General features: G+C 49.7%; 17 protein-coding genes and 1 pseudogene. 8 read left to right on the forward strand and 10 right to left on the reverse strand.

Features of this window, described 5'->3' with window-relative positions; genetic code table 11:
• Positions 1-367: 367 nt before the first annotated feature.
• Positions 368-2095, forward strand: coding sequence for an alpha-amylase family glycosyl hydrolase (locus QU597_RS16075; RefSeq protein ID WP_310828926.1), 1728 nt, complete (start codon positions 368-370; stop codon positions 2093-2095).
• On the opposite strand, the gene QU597_RS16080 is transcribed toward QU597_RS16075, so the two are convergent.
• On the reverse strand, positions 2082-2750 hold the full coding sequence (locus QU597_RS16080; RefSeq protein WP_310828927.1) for a hypothetical protein: 669 nt from the start codon (positions 2748-2750) through the stop codon (positions 2082-2084). The genes QU597_RS16075 and QU597_RS16080 overlap by 14 nt on opposite strands.
• Positions 2751-2919: 169 nt before the next feature.
• Here QU597_RS16080 and QU597_RS16085 point away from each other — a divergent pair, with 169 nt between their 5' ends.
• Positions 2920-3159: a hypothetical protein gene (locus QU597_RS16085; RefSeq protein ID WP_036687997.1), complete on the forward strand. Its 240-nt coding sequence runs from the start codon at positions 2920-2922 to the stop codon at positions 3157-3159.
• 106 nt (positions 3160-3265) lie between these two features.
• Here the strand turns inward: QU597_RS16085 and QU597_RS16090 are convergent, their stop codons facing one another.
• The gene (locus QU597_RS16090) at positions 3266-3403 is read right to left on the reverse strand and encodes a hypothetical protein (protein WP_167347616.1); all 138 of its coding nucleotides are present in this window, start codon (positions 3401-3403) and stop codon (positions 3266-3268) included.
• A 329-nt stretch (positions 3404-3732) separates the two neighbouring features.
• On the opposite strand from QU597_RS16090, the gene QU597_RS16095 reads away from it, so the two are divergent.
• The gene (locus QU597_RS16095; RefSeq protein ID WP_054940917.1) at positions 3733-4359 is read left to right on the forward strand and encodes an FMN-dependent NADH-azoreductase; all 627 of its coding nucleotides are present in this window, start codon (positions 3733-3735) and stop codon (positions 4357-4359) included.
• Between the two features lie 264 nt (positions 4360-4623).
• Here the strand turns inward: QU597_RS16095 and rsgA are convergent, their stop codons facing one another.
• The 4 genes from rsgA to QU597_RS16115 form a co-directional block, all read right to left on the reverse strand.
• Positions 4624-5718 carry a ribosome small subunit-dependent GTPase A gene (gene rsgA / locus QU597_RS16100; protein WP_310828930.1) on the reverse strand — a complete coding sequence of 365 codons (1095 nt, stop codon included), beginning with the start codon at positions 5716-5718 and terminating at the stop codon, positions 4624-4626.
• 467 nt (positions 5719-6185) lie between these two features.
• On the reverse strand, positions 6186-6857 hold the full coding sequence (locus QU597_RS16105; RefSeq protein ID WP_310828931.1) for an HAD family hydrolase: 672 nt from the start codon (positions 6855-6857) through the stop codon (positions 6186-6188).
• A gap of 132 nt (positions 6858-6989) precedes the next feature.
• Positions 6990-7445 carry a DUF3939 domain-containing protein gene (locus tag QU597_RS16110; RefSeq protein WP_310828932.1) on the reverse strand — a complete coding sequence of 152 codons (456 nt, stop codon included), beginning with the start codon at positions 7443-7445 and terminating at the stop codon, positions 6990-6992.
• 192 nt (positions 7446-7637) lie between these two features.
• A complete protein-coding gene (locus QU597_RS16115; protein ID WP_310828933.1) occupies positions 7638-8237 on the reverse strand; it encodes a DUF2087 domain-containing protein in 600 nt (199 codons plus the stop codon).
• Between the two features lie 192 nt (positions 8238-8429).
• On the opposite strand from QU597_RS16115, the pseudogene QU597_RS16120 reads away from it, so the two are divergent.
• Both QU597_RS16120 and QU597_RS16125 read left to right on the forward strand, forming a co-directional pair.
• Positions 8430-9412: pseudogene (locus tag QU597_RS16120) on the forward strand (YpdA family putative bacillithiol disulfide reductase).
• A 20-nt stretch (positions 9413-9432) separates the two neighbouring features.
• Positions 9433-9876, forward strand: coding sequence for a DUF441 domain-containing protein (locus QU597_RS16125; protein WP_054940923.1), 444 nt, complete (start codon positions 9433-9435; stop codon positions 9874-9876).
• A gap of 92 nt (positions 9877-9968) precedes the next feature.
• On the opposite strand, the gene QU597_RS16130 is transcribed toward QU597_RS16125, so the two are convergent.
• The 3 genes from QU597_RS16130 to QU597_RS16140 form a co-directional block, all read right to left on the reverse strand.
• Positions 9969-10517, reverse strand: a complete 549-nt coding sequence (locus QU597_RS16130) for a hypothetical protein (RefSeq protein WP_206100432.1) — start codon at positions 10515-10517, stop codon at positions 9969-9971.
• A gap of 1 nt (position 10518) precedes the next feature.
• The gene (locus QU597_RS16135) at positions 10519-10932 is read right to left on the reverse strand and encodes a MerR family transcriptional regulator (RefSeq protein ID WP_310828934.1); all 414 of its coding nucleotides are present in this window, start codon (positions 10930-10932) and stop codon (positions 10519-10521) included.
• 169 nt (positions 10933-11101) lie between these two features.
• Positions 11102-12850, reverse strand: a complete 1749-nt coding sequence (locus tag QU597_RS16140; RefSeq protein WP_310828935.1) for an ABC transporter ATP-binding protein — start codon at positions 12848-12850, stop codon at positions 11102-11104.
• A gap of 124 nt (positions 12851-12974) precedes the next feature.
• Here QU597_RS16140 and QU597_RS16145 point away from each other — a divergent pair, with 124 nt between their 5' ends.
• Positions 12975-13490 (forward strand): hypothetical protein, encoded by a 516-nt coding sequence (locus QU597_RS16145; RefSeq protein ID WP_054940926.1) that lies wholly within the window; start codon positions 12975-12977, stop codon positions 13488-13490.
• A gap of 104 nt (positions 13491-13594) precedes the next feature.
• Here the strand turns inward: QU597_RS16145 and QU597_RS16150 are convergent, their stop codons facing one another.
• Entirely contained in the window at positions 13595-13915 is a 321-nt protein-coding gene (locus QU597_RS16150; protein WP_310828936.1) for a HesB/YadR/YfhF family protein, read from the reverse strand.
• A gap of 522 nt (positions 13916-14437) precedes the next feature.
• On the opposite strand from QU597_RS16150, the gene QU597_RS16155 reads away from it, so the two are divergent.
• Together QU597_RS16155 and QU597_RS16160 are read left to right on the forward strand one after the other, a co-directional pair.
• Positions 14438-16180 carry an ABC transporter ATP-binding protein gene (locus QU597_RS16155; RefSeq protein ID WP_310828937.1) on the forward strand — a complete coding sequence of 581 codons (1743 nt, stop codon included), beginning with the start codon at positions 14438-14440 and terminating at the stop codon, positions 16178-16180.
• A gap of 31 nt (positions 16181-16211) precedes the next feature.
• The gene (locus tag QU597_RS16160) at positions 16212-18302 is read left to right on the forward strand and encodes an ABC transporter ATP-binding protein (protein WP_310828938.1); all 2091 of its coding nucleotides are present in this window, start codon (positions 16212-16214) and stop codon (positions 18300-18302) included.
• Positions 18303-18313: the final 11 nt, after the last annotated feature.

The raw sequence follows: 18313 nt of genomic DNA on the forward strand, positions 1-18313 counted from the left end.
CTTTCTTCCCGGGTCTCTTGCCCTTACCTAAAGCATATGCACATGCCTATGGAATGGTTAAAGGTGTTAAATAATATCGTTTGCGCATGAATTTCAGCTATATTTCGGGGTCGTTTAACCCATTCCCAAAGGACAGCATGCTTGAACAAAGACATATACAGTCATATACGTATTATATGGAAGTAAAACAATGTATATCGAAGAAATACACTGAATATCATTTAAATTTGGACTTATTTACTCCTATTTCATAATTTTAAGGATGTGCAAACGTTTTACCTAAACCAAATAATCCACTACTATAATTATTAAAACGCTTACCAAGATACATATTATTGAAGAAACTTATTAAAAGGGGTTATTGCAAATGAATCTTGAACTTACCCGGCTCCCGGGACGCCGTATTTGGTATTCTTTGGCTGTGACCGGGCTTGCTGCCGCTGTCTTGGCCGGCTGCTCAAATAACGGGCAGGACAATCTTAATAACAGCAGCCAGACCGCTGTATCCAGCCCGCAGGTTTCACCATCCCCTAGCTCCGCTGCAGCCGAGCAATCCCCGCAGACAGCTGCAGCCTCCGGCACTGCTGTGGATGAACAGCCCTCCACCGTTTTTTATGAGGTTTTCGTCCGTTCCTTCAGTGATTCTGACGGAGATGGTATCGGCGATCTGCGCGGGCTTACCGAAAAGCTCGATTATTTAAATGACGGAAATCCTGACACTACAGACGATCTGGGTATCGGCGGGATCTGGCTGATGCCGGTTAACCCGTCCCCCAGCTATCATGGTTATGACGTCACCGATTATCGGAGCATTAACCCGGACTATGGGACGCTGGAGGATATGCAGCAGCTTGTGCAGGAGGCTCATAAACGGGGAATTAAAGTCATCATGGATCTGGTTGTCAATCATACTTCCAAGCAACATCCATGGTTTGTGGAATCCGCTAAGAATAAAGACAGTAAATTCCGGGACTTCTATGTCTGGGCAGAAGATCAGAACCGCCCGGTTAGCGGAACCAGTGCTGCCGGCAGCGGAAATCCGTGGCACTCCCTGCTGGGCAGCCATTACATGGGCACTTTCTGGGATGGAATGCCGGATCTCAATTTCGACAATCCGGAGGTTCGGAGCAAAATGGAGGATATCGGAAAGTTCTGGCTGACACAAGGCGTAGACGGCTTCCGTCTGGATGCGGCCAAGCATATATATGAAGACCTTTTATCTGACAAAAGCGCTGCTACAACAGCAAAGAACGTTACCTGGTGGCAGGAATTCCGCAAAGCGATGAACGAGGTTAACCCGAAAGCCTATATCGTAGGGGAAGTTTGGGAGAATTCAGCGGTTTCTGTTGGCGCGTATTTGGATCACGCCTTTGACTCAGGCTTCAATTTTGGCCTGGCCGAGACGCTGGTCAATTCCGCCAAGACGGAAAAAGACAGCGGGGTTGTTTTTACCCTCGAGCGTACTTATAAGCTGTATTCACAGATTTCCGGGGGAAGCTTTTCGGATGCTATCTTTCTGACCAATCATGATCAGAACAGGGTGATGAGCCAGCTGGGGAACAATCCGGATCATGCCAAAATGGCTGCAGCTATGCTGCTGACACTGCCTGGTAATCCATTTATTTATTACGGGGAAGAGATAGGCATGCTGGGTCAGAAACCAGATGAGGGGATTCGCGAGCCGATGCAGTGGTCTGCGGACGGGAAAAGTACGGGTCAGACAACGTGGGAGCAGAGCAGCAATAATGCCGGTAATCCGGGCGGTGATGTGGAAAGCCAGCTGCACGGCAGTAGCTCACTGCTGGACTGGTACCGCCAGCTTATTGCACTCCGGAGCAGTGTACCGGCGCTCCAGAGTGGAGGAATACGTGATTTCGTCTCCGGAAATGAGGGGATTATGGCCTTTGAACGTATTACAGCCAGTCAGCAGGTGCTGGTTGCCCTCAATCTGACAGCCAAGCCCCAAACCCTCACCCTTCAGAACGGAGACAAGGGCTACTCCTATTCCAAGATCATAAAAGCCCTTCCGGGGGAAGCGAAACTAACAGGAGAAACGCTCACACTTCCACCGTATACAACAGTCATTCTGGAGTAACTGCATGCGAAGAACATAACATCCACTGGCATAATGCGGAGCACATTTCTGCTTTGGTGGCAGGTATCGCAATCATCCAGTCTTCAGTGGACACGCTGCTCATCCGCAGCAGCCAGCCGCCGCCGGCGTCTTCAATATAACAGGCATGCTGTAATGTCCAGCCGCCCTTGCTGCGGGAACAAAGCTTTAATTCCCCGTCCGCAGTCCGGCCTTTCAATACTCTGGCCAGCTGTGCGGAATTGGCCAGATCGCCTGTCTCTGCAATCAGGCATTCTGCTAAAAAATACAAGGTGTAAGAATCGGCCTTCGCCTTCAGCTCCTCGAACCTCCGTTTGGACATTTGCAGAGCAGGCACATTCGTCGGCACTGATTCCGTATAATCAAAACAATTAAATAAGTAATAGCATGCCCGCTTCACCTTTCCGGGCTCCGTAAGCTCATAGCCGAAGGAGTCCGGATCGTGAATGCTGTAAATATACGTCCGTTCTTTATGTACTTGCAGGCAAAGGTCATGGGTATATTCTCCCTCGCAGTATTTCAACCGGCATATCCGTTCTGCAGATACTGCCATTTGCAGTAAATCCGATACTTCCTTCCCCTCTAAAGCTTCAGGGAACAGAAAACGTCCCAAATATGCCCTCTCATTATTATTCACAGCCCTATTTCCTTCCCGGATTCCCAGGAGCACAGGAATCGCCAGCAATAAAAAGCTTCAATCTACTAAACTTGCAATCTTTATGTTATCATAAGCTAATTTTAAGGTAAAATTAAGAAATGAAGGGTATGATCATAGCATGAAATACTTGTAGCGAGGTGATTTCAAAATGAGAATGCTCATCACATTTCAGAACAAGCTGGTACCGGTTTACTTCACTACAGAAAACAAACAACCTACACAAAAGGTGCTCCGGCTCCTGAACAGTACACTTGAACTCAAGATCCAGAAGGGTAAAAGCGCTCTGCAGAAATGTTTGAATTCACTAATCAGCATCGAAATTAAAGGCTCTGAAGCTATATTGCACAGTTACAGTGAAAATGATTCACTCGCGTTATCCCTCTATTGATAGAGGGATTTTTTTTGCGCAGAAAAAAAGCACAATCTCTCCTTACGCAGAAAGAAGGTGCTCCGCTCTATATGTTGGCCGAGTTGCTGTACGTCAGCGGCAGGCATCAGCTTATCCGGTGGTTTTTGTTTTCTTCCTTTTCAGCCTTCTGAATCCGCAGCTTGAACAACTTCACCAAATTCAGCCGTGTCTGCTCTTCGTGACAGTTGTCCAATTTCTTAATGATAAAACGGTCGATGGACATGTCATTCGCTCCTTTTCCAGATTCTATTACCTGCAAGAGCGGTTAGGAAATTATTCCCTTCCCCCTTGTAACACCTATATAACCGTGACCCGGGAACCTTAAACTCAGCCCGAAAAGGCCAAAAAAGGCCGGTGTCGGAGCATATTCACTACATATTGATGTTCTGTTTCATATTGATTCCATGCAGCTGAAGATATGGTAGTCCCGCAAAGAATAGGGGATTGCTGTCGCTAAAAAAAATTTTTGTTTCGACGGATATTTACAAACTAAATATTAAATGCTATATTATCGATAGTTAATATTAAATATATATTTAAGGAGAAATCATAATGTCTAATGTACTTTTCATCAAAGCAAACAACCGTCCTGCTGAACAAGCTGTAAGTGTTCAACTTTACAACGCATTCCTCGCCAGCTACAAAGAGTCCCACCCGGAGGATCAAATCACGGAGCTTGATTTGTTCGCTGAACAACTTCCTTACTACGACAATACCCTGATCACTGGTATCTACAAAGCAGCCCAAGGATACGAAGCAACCCCTGAAGAAGCTGCCGGTGCTGCACTTGTTAAGAAATATCTGGACCAGTTCGTTGCAGCTGATAAAGTTGTATTCGGATTCCCGCTCTGGAACATGACTGTTCCTGCTGTACTGCACACATACATTGACTACTTGAGCCAGGCAGGTACCACATTCAAATATACTGCTGAAGGTCCAGTAGGTCTCCTCACCGACAAAAAAGCAGCTGTTCTGAACGCCAGAGGCGGTATCTACTCCGAAGGTCCTGCTGCGAGTGCAGAAATGGCTGTCAACTTCGTCAGCGGCCTTCTGAACTTCTGGGGTGTTCAAGATATCACCAAGGTGATCATCGAAGGACACAACCAGAATCCGCAGCAATCCGCTGAGATCATTGCCAAAGGTCTGGAAGCTGCCAAATCCGCTGCTGTATCGTTCTAATACAGCGCCAGCGTTAAAGGTCCGGTACGCAGTTTAGAAATCAGCTTTTCCATCAGGCATCTGTATTATAGAAACCGGACTTTTATTTATATATAGCAAAGGCACAGCTCCCGAGGGCCGTGCCTTTGCACATAAGAAGGCCATCAGAAACCTGAGCAGTCAGCTGCAGGGTTTCTGATGGCCTTCTTCTATTTCATGCGCTAATGGTCAATGAAATCCGGTCTGCACATGATTCCTTTTCTCGACCGTAGGCTGCGTGCCTGATCAATACTCATCGAGCACCCGCTGCCATCCGGAATTACGTATCCGTGGAGCTGCTTTTACTGCTGTGGCAGCCGTCTTCCGTTTTTGCTTTACCTCTTTGCTGTTTTGGTAGCGCAACTCCTTTTGTGTTTTGCGGTAGTTTAGCAGCCTCTTCTCCTCCAAGGTGCCACTGGCTACTGCTTCAAGCACCGCACAGCCTTCCTCCCGCTCATGCTTGCAGTCACTGAAGCGGCAATCTGCCGCCAGGCTGCTGATATCTCCGAAGGCAAGGTCAAGTCCGCCATCATCCTCCCATAACTGCAGTTCACGCATTCCGGGAGTATCGATAATAATCGCTCCGTCCGGCAGGACGAACAGTTCACGGTGGGTTGTTGTGTGCCTACCCCGGCTGTCCCCTTCTCTGACATCCTGGGTCAGCTGCAGGTTCTGACCGCTTAGCCAATTGACCATCGTCGATTTGCCGCAGCCGGAGGAGCCGGTCAGCGCTACGGTCTGCCCGCTGCGGATATACGGCAGCAGCTCATCACGTCCGTCACCGAGCAAAGCGCTGACCGCATGAACAGGTACACCGGGCGCGGCCCGCTCCATCTCCGCAATTTTCCGATCAGCATCCAGACATAGATCAGCTTTGGTCAGCAGGATTACCGGATTGGCTCCGCTGTTCCAGGCCATGATCAGGTACCGTTCCATCCGCCGTACATTAAAATCATCGTTCAGTGCACTAACGAGAAATAAAGTGTCCACATTGGCAGCTACAATCTGCTCTACCTGTGTATTTCCAGCTACTTTACGCGAGATAACGCTGTGACGGGGAAGTACACCATGAATGACGGCATGTTCTCCGCCATCCTGCATTGCAAGGGTGACCCAGTCACCGATTGCCGGGAATTCTCCCGAGTCCGTGAGGGTATGCCGGAGCCGTCCGGCCAGTTCCCCCCAGGTTTCCCCCGTCTCCGTCATGACCCGGTATTTGCTTCCGAAATCACCGGTAATTCTGCCGGGAATACGTTTATTGCCTTCCTGTTCCTGTTCCTGGTGCTTCTCGCTCCACTTGCTTTGCCAGTTTTCATTCCATCCATATTGTTCAATAGTCATTGTAGGTTGGTTCCTCCTGAATAGTTGTGAGTGATTTGGTGCTGTTTTGCTTCATTTATTTCTTCTTCCATCTGTTTTCCGGGAACACAAAAAGCCGCCGGAACAATGTGTTCCGGCGGCGGATTTCAGATCCAAAGAAATGAAATCAGGTGATATAGGCATAACGAATACATGAATCGTATATCATCATGCCAATCCACGCAAAAAAGCCGCCGGAACTCAATACGGTTCCAAGACGGCTCTAAAAGGCATCATAAGAGCTTACCCGCTAAGCTGCGTCAACATTACACTGCAGCCGCTGTTCCCGGAAGACACGTATCCACAACAGTTATTACCGATAGCGAACGTACTGTATAAACTGTCATATGACATCGTCTCCTTCCGAACTAATATGCTGTAACTATAAACGCTCCTGCCGTAAATTGTCAACTGTTAGCAGTAAAATTTTTCTATAACCAGGATTTATCCTAGATCAAATTTTTCAGCTCATCCAGTTCATCAATGGTTTTCCATGGATGCACATCCAGGTTATTGTCCCAAGGATGATTTCGTTTGAGCCAGACCGTCTCCATTCCCACCTTGCCTGCCCCCCAGATGTCATTAACCGGATGATCTCCGATAAACAGCGTATTTTCCGCAGTACTCCCGAGACGTTCCAGCGCCAGCCGGTAAATATCCGGATCAGGTTTGCTGATTCCGGCTTCACCTGAGATCACGATGGCCTTGAAATAGCCGCGTAACCCGAGCAGGTCGATTTTACCGTTCTGCAGATGCTTCTTTCCGTTCGTAACCAGGCCCAGGATATAGCCGCGGTCACGGCAATAATCCAATGTCTCCACCGCATACTTCATAAGTGCCCCGTGGCTGGTGTAAGTCTCGTCATAATATGCGCGGATGTCCGCAGCTACTACCTGCGTTTTCCAGGGGAGCACTTCACTAAGCTCTGCAAAAAATCCGTCTTTATCCCGGTAGCCGTCAGCATCCCGCACAATCATATCCTCCACAACACGCTGAGCTTCCTCCGCAGACAAATGCCCCAGCAGATCCTTTACAAACTGCGTACTGAAGCTGCGGAAGGTATGATCGCGGTCCATTAGTGTGTTATCCAAATCAAACAGCAAGGCCTGCTTTTCCTTCATCCCCTAAATCTCCTTCTTTACTGCATTTCTAGAGATTCATTGTACTATGTCCCCCCGGGCAAAGAAAAGACTGCCCTGCAGCTAAGAAGTCCGGGACTTCATGCTGCAAAGCAGTCTTTCATTACGCTATATCTATTCAAAATGCTCCGGCCGGTGGGTCAGCATCATTTCTTCCTCAGTGATGTAAAGCGGAAACGGTGGTGTTTCCTTCAGATATCGTTCAGTGTGCAATAGACGGTAATGCACTTCAGGCAGCCAGGCGTCCTCAATAAGCGGCAGCTTACCGGTATCGCTAATGTAATTATCTACAGCAGACTGAACCAGGTCTAGGTAATAAGGTACCAGCTTGTCATCTTCCTCGAAAATTTCAAAGGTCTCACGAGACATATAGAACTTCTGCTGCGGCACTCCGCCTAAATAACGTTTCAGCCGCGAAAGATCAATGCTCTTATCCTCCAGAATCAGTGCGGTACGGTTAATCGGCGCTGGCATGTCTTCTTCAAATTGCCTGACAGCCTGCTTAATCTGCGGCAAGGTCACTGTGATCGAATCAGGGATTGTATTTTTTTTAGCGCGTTTGAATATCATACTGAAAGTCTCCTCTCGTAGTATATGTCAGATAACGCTTACAATTCCAGTTTATTCGTTTTTCGGACATTTAATCAACTGACCATTCAACTGTCACAAATTCTCCCCATCTATAAGATCATTAAGTGACATTTTTAAACAAGCAACCGCCAAACCTGAATTTTGGCCTATTTTGCCATACTGCAGCTCCCGTTACTTCACATTTTCCCAATGCGTCCACATCTCGGGCGGGTTAAGTTCGTATTTGTCGTTCTCCCGGTACATGAATTGATGCATAATAAACTCGCGGCGGATCGTAGCAAAGTCCTCATGGAACTGCTGGATGAACTCGTTGATCGACTTCTCGGTATAAACGGTTCCCGGTTCCAGCTTCTCGACAATATACTGCAGGGCAATCAGCTTTTTTTTGTATTGTGCGGGAATCTGGCGGAGCCGTCCGTCTTTGGCAAAAAAGTTGCGCAGCACTGATTCCTTCAGGCTGTTTTCCGGTGACTGCTGTTCCATCTCTTCTGTTCCTTTGGAAAAAATAAAGTTCAGTGAAGCACTCGAGCCGGCCTTAATAAACTCTGGATTCATCTTAAAATACACGGTATTCTTGTCTCTGCGCTCCATGATCATCGAGGCTTCCCGCAGTTTAGCAGCATGATGGGTCACGGTCGGCTGTGACAGATTTAAGCGCTCTGCCAGCGCCTGTCCGTGGATCTCATCCCCTTTGGATAACAACAGCAGAATGCGGAGTCTGGTCGGATCAGATAACGCTTTATGGTAGTTCACAATTTTATCAAGCTGCACTGGGGTCACGCTCCTGTAGAGTTCATAAGCTTACAAATATAGATGAAATTCATTTAGATATATATCTAATTATATCTTAAGAATGAAGGTCCGGCAACTGCGATTCGTGATCTTTCCGCATAGATGGTGTAAAATTTAAATTTAAGGTACCATTTAGGATAGAAATTATCTTTCAGGAGGTCGCAGTTTATTATGAAAGACGTCATTATTATCGGAGCAGGTCCTTGCGGGCTCTCAGCAGCTATAGAGTGTCAGCGCCAAGGGCTATCCAGTCTAATTATCGAGAAAAATTTCATCGTTCATTCCATTTTTCTGTATCCGACCAGCATGCAATTTTTCAGCACAACGGCATTGTTAGAAATCGGAGATGTGCCGTTCACCTCGCCTAATGACAAGCCCTTCCGCCATGAAGCGCTGGTCTATTACCGCCGAGCCGCTGAGCAGCACGGTCTGGAAATCGCTGCTTATGAAGAAGCACTGAGTGTTGAACGCAAGGAGGACGGCAGCTTTACTGTACATACGGTTAACAAACGGGGCGTTCACCAGAGCCGTCAAGCTGCCAATGTGGTTATCTCTACCGGATATTTCGACCAGCCCAATTTAATTGGAATCCCGGGGAGGAGCTCCCGAAAGTTACACATTATTTTGGTGAAGCCCATCCTTACACCGGAATGAAAGTGACCGTCATCGGCGGCAGCAATTCTGCTGTAGATGCAGCGCTGGAGCTTATGCGTGTCGGTGCATCCGTGGATATGGTCTATCGCGGAGCCAGCATTTCGGAGAACATTAAACCTTGGGTCCGGCCGATTTTTGAAAGCATGGTTACCAAAAAGAAAATCACACTCCACCTGGAGTCCCGGGTTACAGAAATTACGCCGGCTTCAGTTACCGTTACCAGACACAGCGGTGAAAGCACCGAGCTCGAAAATGATTTTGTGCTGGCCATGACCGGGTTCCGCCCCAGCCGGACGCTATTATCTTCCGCAGGGGTGCATATGAACGATGATTTGGATAAACCGGCATTCAATCCTGCCACCATGGAGAGCAACATCCCCGGTCTCTATGTCGCAGGAGTTATTGCTTCCGGCCGCAATGCCAACGAGGTCTTTATCGAAACCGGTCGGGGGCACGGCAAGCTGATCGCGGATCATATCGTTACAAAACAGCTTACTTAAGATAAGGAGTCCTCTTGTAGATGGATATCACCTCTCTGCTGCTGCTTGGCCTGGCGGCGCTCGGCGTTATCAGCAGTAATTCACCTATCACAATTGCCATGGTCGTACTGCTATTGCTGAGAGTGCTTGGGCTGCAGCAGACCTTTCCCTGGCTGGAAAAGTACGGCTTAACGCTTGGGATCATCATCCTCACGATCGGTGTGATGACCCCCCTGGCCAGCGGAAAAATCTCGCTTCAGAGTATCTGGCACTCCTTTTTCCACTGGAAATCACTGGCGGCCATCGCTATCGGGATGCTTGTTGCTTACCTCGGCGGGCGCGGCGCTGTGCTGATGGGCAGCCAGCCGACAGTTGTTGCCGGCCTGCTGATTGGAACCGTGCTCGGCGTAGCTTTATTCAAGGGAGTTCCCGTCGGTCCGCTGATAGCGGCCGGCATCCTCTCGCTGATTATCGGCAGGGGGTAAGACTCCTTGCTTCACATCACTGCAATGGCTGCCTTATTCGCTCTAGACGAGCAGGGGCAGCCTTTTCGCAGTTCACTTTTAATAACTCTGTATCAGTAATCCCCGCCTTCTACCCGGTACTGTTTCTCCAGCTCAGAACGGTAGTTCGGGTCATATACAATTTGCTTGGACGGAGTACAGTCGAGAAAACCGGGATTGCCTGATGGCGTCACCAAATCCGTCGGAGACCACACAGCCTCCTTTACTTTACAGACGACTTCTTCGTCAAGATGAATCTCCTCCGCCTCTGCACTTTCTGCTTCAACGATGCTTAGCGGGACCATAAGCCCCTCGCTCAGCTCACAGCTATGCTGATTTGTATAAGTGACAGTGATCCCGAGACTTACCCATCCGCAGTCTATCGGGTGCCGCGTATATATCTCCACGAGCCATTCATTCACCCGGGCTGGCTCAAGTAGAGTAAATCCCTCAGAGTTTTCTTTCAGAGAGCCACCACAGGCTTGCCCTTGGTAGACACCGGCCGGAAGCTGCAGCCTGACCTCAGCATGCTCCACTGCCTCCAGCGGACCGATTTGAATCCACAAGTGATTCAGACCCTCTTCATTCTCGATAGCTGATTTGGCAAAACGCGCTTTAATCATCCTATTGGCCCTCCTTTAGCATTCTGGCGATCGTTTCCTTAAGCTCTAACCTGAGCTCCGGTGTGATACGCGAACTTACTGTCAGCATCACATCTTCACTGACCACCAGCGTCTCACCCGACAGAATCTGCTCAGGCTGAAAAAATCTCAGACGTCCGCCAATCTTCGCTACCTCTTCCTCTGACAACTCCGCCAGCTTGGATTGAATCTCTGCCAGACTCTCCCCGCTCTTGGACAAGGTTAGAATAGCCCGCAGATGCATCAGATGACGGTCTGTATATACACGCTTATTTCCGGCAAGCTCCAGCGCAGGCAGCAGTCCGATCTGTGTGTAGTACCGCACGGTTCTCAGGTTCATAGCCGGTTCTTCCTGCTGCAGCAGTTCCGCCAGCTGTTTGCCGGTATAGGTATTCATTCCTCCCAGCTCCTCTCTGCTTAAGTTACAGTCAAATGTTATAGTTACACTTTACTGTAACCAAAGTATAAATGCAACCAAAAACGGCTCCCCAAGGACTCTTGAGGAACCGCTTATTATTACCATTTGCTCTATTCTTTAAGGCTGTCTATAGTTGTCAACTTTGCTGTCAGCCATCCAGCCGCTGGACATTGAATAACCGGGCATAGCTGCCCTCCAGAGCCATCAGCCCTTCATGCGTTCCGCGTTCAGTGATTTCCCCGTTCTCCAGAACCACGATCTGATCCGCGTGAGTGATGGTCGACAGCCGGTGAGCAACGATCAGCGTTGTACGTTCCGAGGAAAGCGACTGCAGCGACTGCTGTATCAGATGCTCTGATTCCAGATCCAGCGCCGAGGTTGCTTCGTCCAGGATCAGCACCTTCGGGTCTTTTAGGAAGACTCTGGCGATTGCCACACGCTGCTTTTGCCCCCCCGAGAGCTTCACTCCCCGCTCCCCGACCTCTGTGTCATAACCGTCAGGCAGCTGCATAATGAAATCATGGGCATTAGCCGCCTGTGCTGCAAAGATGATCTCTGCTTCACTCGCGTCAGGATTCCCGAACAGAATATTATCGCGTACTGAACCGCTAAACAGGAAATTATCCTGGAGCACCATCCCCACTGTCCGCCGCAGGCTCTCCTGGGTCAACCCTCTGATATCCTGCCCGTCCATCAGCAGGCGTCCCTCAGTGATGTCATAAAAACGGGGAATCAGGCTGATCAGCGAAGACTTGCCTCCACCGCTCATACCGACAAAAGCAACCGTCTGTCCCGGACGGATACTTAGGTTGATCCCCTTCAGCACCCAATCGTGCTCATCGTTGTATTTGAACCATACCTGGTCAAAATCAATTGCTCCTGCTGCATTCTTAAGCGGCTTCGCCCCCGGCTGATCAACAATATCGTAAGGCTCCTCCAGCAGCTCCATAACCCGCTCCAGTGATGCCGAAGCCTGGGTCAGGACCGTTGACGAGTTGATCAGCCGCCGCAGCGGCGCATACATCCGGTCGAGATAGCCAAAGAAAGCGACAAAGGTGCCAAGAGTCAGATTTCCGTGGATGACCTGGTAACCGCCGTATCCGATGACCAGCAGCGGGGCCAAGTCTGTCAGCGTATTGATAATAGCGAAGGTTACCGCGTTCCAGCGGGTCTGGGCCATTGCTTTTTCCAGAAATTTACCGTTGATGCCCTCGAACTGGTTCTGATCCACACGTTCCATGGTAAAGCTGCGGATAATGGCAATGCCCTGAATCCGTTCATGCAGATATCCCTGAATGGCTGCCAGTGCCTGTGACCGGTCCTTGGTCAGCACTTTCAGGCGTTTGTATAAGGTGTTTACAGCAATGCCGTAAAGCGGCAGAACCGCAATGGATACGAGAGCCAAAACCGGATTGAGGTAGAACATGAATGCCAGCGCGATGACAAGCGTAAACATATCCAGCCACACATTCATCATTCCGACTTCGACAAGGTTTTTGGACTGCTCCACGTCATTAATGAACCGGGAGATCGCTTCGCCGACTTTCGTATTCTGATAATACCGCAATGACAGGCGCTGCAAATGACTGTACAGCTTATTGCGCATGTCGAACAGCACTCTGCTGGTGATCAGCTGGGCAAAATATTGGCGGTAATATTCTACCGGCCCTCTGACAAGGACAAACAGCACAAATGCGCCGCTGAGTACAATCATCAGCTTCGACACCCGCTCCGGGACAGTTAATGCTGAATTCGTCAGCAAATCATCAACCACATATTTCAGAATCATCGGCAAGGTCAGCGGAATACTGAATTTGATCATGCCGATAATCAGCGTCAGCACTATCCATTTCATATAAGGACGGACAAAAGTATAATAAGATTTCCATTGCTTCACAAAAGGTTACGCCCTTTCTTTTCCCAAGCACGCTTGGATACTGTTGACATTTCCGCTCTACAGTGTTTTTATATTTTTAAGTCCATAAGTACGATTGCAGTACCCGAACTTCAGGAGGATAATGATGTCTAGACAATTTGTGACGGAAGCCGTCATGATGGCGATCTACGGCCAGCTTCTCGTACCGCAAAGCCCTGTGGAATATATTGTGCCCTATACGACCGTAATGGAATTATATGAACTGCGGGACAGCGAAGAACCGCTCATGAACCGGGCAGACGATGATTTGCACGTCAAACTCAAGATCCGTGAATTGATCGCTTATTTTGAGGAGCCGCTCAATTCCAAGAAGATTAACCGTTGCCTGTCTGTTCCCTGGGCGAAAAGCTCGGGCATTCTGCTCGGCGGGCAAGCGCAGATTACGATCATCAACAGCATTGACAATGCGGCTTACGGAGAGCTGTTCGACCCGATCGAGACCGAACTGCTGCTAACTTCACAGCGGGAGAAGGTACCGATTCTGACCGACCAATTCGAGCTGATCCAGCGCATCATCGAAGGCGGAATCCCGGTACAGGTGTATGACATTGACGATTTTGATTTTGCAATGGAGGAAGAAACCTTTCACCGTTCACAATGATGCTGCCCCCGAATGCGGCAAGGCAGCCTTACCGGTTCTTTTTCCTGCACAAAAAGCCCCTGCCTCTTGGCAAGGGCTTTTTGTGTCAGACTAGGATTTCAGCCTCATACTTGCGAAACATTACCGGCCACTGGCAGAGGAATATACTTATACTCAATATCATCTTCAGCTTCGACATAGATGATCGATAAGCTATAACCTTCCATGTACCAGAGATCCTGCTCCTCCATATAGAAAACAATGCCTTCCTGCTCTACCTGTGTGGCAGGACGCGCAGGCGCTTCAGTAGCGATTCCCAGCGAAAAACCGGGATGCAGCCCTCCGCCTGAGCTGTAACGCGGAAATAAACGGATGTAATCGCCTGTCTGCAGCGTAAGCTCCTTCTTGAACCAGGCAGCGGCTTCCGGACTAATGACCATATCCATCCTTCTTGATGCACCTCCGTTTCTTCTTATCATACTTAAAAGATGGCGGTAATCCAAATCATCCGCTCTATTTTATCATACTGCTTATTCGTAATTTGTTCAAAATTATGTTTGACATCCGTTAGATACTGGTGATAAACTCGGAACATAACGAAGCGTCTTCAAGTTATTACCAAAAAACAATGAAAGGGTGAGCGCGGTGTTGACCATTGTACCAGTTGATTTTAATAACATTGTCGGCAACTACACACAACAGCATACCGAAGCAGCCCAAGTAGTGGAAACCCACTGAATCATGCGCACGGCCGTACTTGATTTCAGTCAGGCTAATCTCTTCCATGTCTTATGTGCTGCATTATAGCACCGTGGACATGATAATCGCTGTATCTTACAGGCATATCATCCGTTTAGCGGAGGATATGCCTTTTTGTATGCTGTTAAAGAGCTGTCCACTATTGACCAGATTCGAAAGCACGCAATGAAACCGACAAAACACCTTAACACGAAAGGAAGGGATTCCCCTTGTTCTCCGTACTCCGCGATCTCGGCTGGTTTTTCCGCCGGGAAAAAAGGCGCTATTCTGTTGGCCTTATTCTATTAATTGTAGTTGGTGTATTGGAACTGCTGCCCCCTCGTCTGCTTGGCAATGCCATCGATGAAATTGTACGCGGTTCGATCACCTCAGGTTCCTTGATGAAATACATCGGACTTATCGTTCTAATGATGCTCATTATTTACTGGATCACTTACATCTGGATGCACAAGCTGTTCGGAGGCTCCAACCTGGTGGAACGCCTGCTGCGCTCCCGGTTCATGAACCATCTGATGACGATGACTCCCTCCTTCTTCGAAAAAAACCGTACCGGTGACCTTATGGCCCGGGCAACCAATGACATCCGCGCTGTAGCCACAACCGTCGGCTTCGGTATGCTGACGCTGGTGGACTCAACGGTCTACCTGTCCGTGGTGCTGCTGGCGATGGGATTTCTGGTCAGCTGGAAGCTGACGCTTGCGGCGGTTCTGCCGCTTCCGCTGATCGCGGTTGCGATGATTTTCTACGGCAAGGCTATCCACGACCGCTACAGCCTGGCACAGGATGCCTTCGGTGACATGAACGACCAGGTGCTGGAATCGGTATCCGGGGTGCGCGTAATCCGTGCTTATGTGCAGGAAAGACTTGATGAGAAACGTTTTGCCGACATTACGGATGATGTATACCGCAAAAATATGGCGGTGGCACGGGTCGATGCCTTCTTTGAGCCGACTATCCGCTTCTGCGTAGGACTGAGCTACATAATTGCCCTCACTTATGGAATCTATCTTGTCTTCCGTAATCAAATTACACTTGGTGACCTTGTCTCCTTCAATATGTACCTCGGGATGATCGTCTGGCCGATGTTCGCCATCGGTGAGCTGATCAATATTATGCAGCGGGGCGGCGCTTCACTTGAGCGGATCGATGAAACCACGAACACCCGTCCGGATGTGGAAGATGTCGCCCAGCCGGTTCCGGTGGCCCAGCCTACCAGTATTGAACTAAAAGATGTAACCTTCCGCTATCCGACTTCAACCGTCGATAATCTCAGCGGAGTGAGCTTCTCTCTGTCCCAGGGGCAGACACTGGGTGTAGTCGGCCGCACCGGCAGCGGTAAATCGACGCTGCTGAAGCAGCTGCTGCATGAGTATCCGGCCGGCCAAGGTGAAATCAGGATCTCCGATGTTCCTATTCAGAACATCGCGCTTGATCAATTGCACAGCTGGATGGGCTATGTGCCGCAGGAGCAGATCCTCTTCTCCAAGTCGGTGCGTGAGAACATCCAGTTCGGCCACCATAACGCCAGTGATGAACTGATTATGCAAGCGATCACTGCAGCCGCCTTCCAGAATGACCTGGGCACCTTGTCTGACGGTCTGGATACACTGGTCGGCGAACGCGGCGTCTCCCTCTCCGGAGGACAGAAGCAGCGCGTCTCCATCTCCAGAGCGTTCATCGCGAATCCGGACATTCTGATTCTGGACGATGCGCTGTCTGCCGTTGATGCGCGTACCGAAGCCCGGATTATCGGGAATATCCGCGAGGAACGCGCCGGCAAAACCACACTGATCTCCACCCACCGCCTCTCTGCTGTTGAGCATGCCGATCTGATCGTCGTGCTGGATAACGGGCATATTATTGAACGCGGAACACATCAGGAGCTGCTGGCCATGAACGGATGGTACCGTGAGCAGTTTGACCGCCAGCAGGTGGAGAACAATCTGGACTAATTCATGAATAACATATAGGGAGGTGTCACCGTTGACACAGAGTACAGGCAAACGTCTGCTGCAGTACGCACTGACTGCCAAAAAAACCTTCATCGCAGCGCTTCTGCTGCTGACCATCGGCGTAGCGGCTGAGCTGGCGGGTCCTTTTATCGCCAAGAACATGATCGACAACCATCTGCTCGGGATTGAGAAGCCATACTTTCAGACCTCCTCTTCCGAAGATGCGGCTGAATATAAGAATAACTTCTATAAACGCGGCGACCGATTTACCGGGGATGAAGCCAAAGGCCAGGAGATCCGCCTGCTGCAGGTAGGCAAGAGCTTCTATTTCATCAATGAAGCAGTCAGCCAGCCCGAAGGGGACCGTTCCTTCAAGGATGGGGAGCTGCAGATCAAGTACGGGGATCAAATCTCCGTCTATCCGGCCGTAAAGCTGTCCGCAGACGAATTATTTGCTTTTTATAAGCCTGAATTTCCGGGGATTTATGAGCTGGTTGGGCTGTATGCCATCTTCCTGGTCATTTCAATTCTGGCCGAATTCGGCAAAACCTACTGGCTGCAATCGTCAGCCAATCAGGTGATCCGCAAGCTGCGGACCGACGTATACGCTCATATCCAGCGGCTTCCGGTATACTTTTTTGACAATCTGCCTGCGGGCAAGGTCGTCTCCCGGGTCACCAATGACACGGAAGCAGTGAAAGACCTGTTTATTGCAGTACTATCCAATTTCAGCACAGGCATTATTAATATCATTGGTGTGTATGTTGCCCTGTTCCTGCTCGATGTGCGGCTTGGCCTGATCAGCTTGTTCATTGTGCCAATTATTGTACTGTGGATCGTGCTGTACCGTAAAGTAGCGACTAAATACAATACGATCATCCGTTCAAGGCTGAGTGAAATCAATGCCATTATTAACGAGTCGATCCAAGGAATGTCGATCATCCGGATTTTCCGCCGCCAGAAGCAGAGCCGCGAAGAATTCGAGCATCTCAACGATGATTATATGAAATATCAGAATAAAATGCTTAATCTGAATGCCCTCACCTCCCACAATCTCGTGAATTCACTGCGTAATCTCTCCTTTGTGCTGGTGCTGTGGTATTTCGGATTCGGCAGTCTAAGCGGCTCCACTTTCGTGTCGCTTGGCGTCCTCTATGCTTTTGTCGATGTGCTCGGACGGATGTTCCAGCCGATTACCGGTATGGTGAACCAGCTTGCGAACCTGGATAGCTCCATGGTCTCCGCAGGCCGCGTATTTACACTGATGGATGAGCCGGGTGAGCCGGTTACAGACGGTACGATGCCGCGCTACAAGGGCAATGTGGTGTTCAATAACGTCTCCTTCGCCTACAAAAAAGACTTCGTCCTGCGTGATATATCCTTTGAAGCGCGTCCGGGTGAAACGGTAGCCTTGGTCGGCCACACCGGTTCGGGAAAAAGCTCGATCATCAATCTGCTGTTCCGCTTCTATGATCCGCAGCGGGGTACAATCACGATTGACGGCCAGGAGGTTACCTCCATTCCCAAGCAGTGGCTGCGCAGCCACATGGGGATCGTGCTTCAGGACCCGTATCTCTTCACCGGCACCATCGCTTCCAATGTCAGTCTCGGGGATGAACGCATCAGCCGGGAGCGGGTAGAACGGGCGCTGCGTGAAGTCGGCGCGGATAAACTGCTGTCCCATCTGCCGCTCGGCTTCGATGAACCGGTAGTAGAGAAAGGCAGTACACTTTCCGCCGGCCAGCGCCAGCTGATCTCCTTCGCCCGGGCACTTTCGTTCGATCCGGCGATTCTTATTCTGGATGAGGCGACCTCCAATATCGATACTGAAACGGAGAGTATTATTCAGGAAGCGCTGGAGGTGCTTAAGAAAGGCCGCACCACCTTTATCATCGCCCACCGCCTGTCGACCATCCGCAGCGCAGACCAGATTCTGGTGCTGCACCACGGAGAGATCGTCGAGCGCGGCAGCCATGATGAACTGATGGCGCTGGGAGGCCGCTACTTCCGGATGTATCAGCTCCAGCTCGGGGCCGGCGCTGCGGGTGCAGCGGAAACTCCAGCTGTGTTTGCAGAGCCTTCCGAAGCTGCGGTACTGCAGCCTTCACTTAAGCAAGGGTAAGTCACACTGCC

Origin of the sequence: Paenibacillus pedocola, from assembly GCF_031599675.1 — a bacterium.
GTDB lineage: Bacteria > Bacillota > Bacilli > Paenibacillales > Paenibacillaceae > Paenibacillus_AQ > Paenibacillus_AQ pedocola.

Excerpts from the sequence above, each read along its gene's own strand:
- QU597_RS16075 (WP_310828926.1), top strand. The coding sequence starts at position 368 with ATGAATCTTGAACTTACCCGGCTCCCGGGACGCCGTATTTGGTATTCT.
- QU597_RS16085 (WP_036687997.1), top strand. The coding sequence starts at position 2,920 with ATGAGAATGCTCATCACATTTCAGAACAAGCTGGTACCGGTTTACTTC.
- QU597_RS16090 (WP_167347616.1), bottom strand. The coding sequence starts at position 3,403 with ATGTCCATCGACCGTTTTATCATTAAGAAATTGGACAACTGTCACGAA.
- QU597_RS16095 (WP_054940917.1), top strand. The coding sequence starts at position 3,733 with ATGTCTAATGTACTTTTCATCAAAGCAAACAACCGTCCTGCTGAACAA.
- rsgA (WP_310828930.1), bottom strand. The coding sequence starts at position 5,718 with ATGACTATTGAACAATATGGATGGAATGAAAACTGGCAAAGCAAGTGG.
- QU597_RS16105 (WP_310828931.1), bottom strand. The coding sequence starts at position 6,857 with ATGAAGGAAAAGCAGGCCTTGCTGTTTGATTTGGATAACACACTAATG.
- QU597_RS16110 (WP_310828932.1), bottom strand. The coding sequence starts at position 7,445 with ATGATATTCAAACGCGCTAAAAAAAATACAATCCCTGATTCGATCACA.
- QU597_RS16125 (WP_054940923.1), top strand. The coding sequence starts at position 9,433 with ATGGATATCACCTCTCTGCTGCTGCTTGGCCTGGCGGCGCTCGGCGTT.
- QU597_RS16130 (WP_206100432.1), bottom strand. The coding sequence starts at position 10,517 with ATGATTAAAGCGCGTTTTGCCAAATCAGCTATCGAGAATGAAGAGGGT.
- QU597_RS16135 (WP_310828934.1), bottom strand. The coding sequence starts at position 10,932 with ATGAATACCTATACCGGCAAACAGCTGGCGGAACTGCTGCAGCAGGAA.
- QU597_RS16145 (WP_054940926.1), top strand. The coding sequence starts at position 12,975 with ATGTCTAGACAATTTGTGACGGAAGCCGTCATGATGGCGATCTACGGC.
- QU597_RS16150 (WP_310828936.1), bottom strand. The coding sequence starts at position 13,915 with ATGGATATGGTCATTAGTCCGGAAGCCGCTGCCTGGTTCAAGAAGGAG.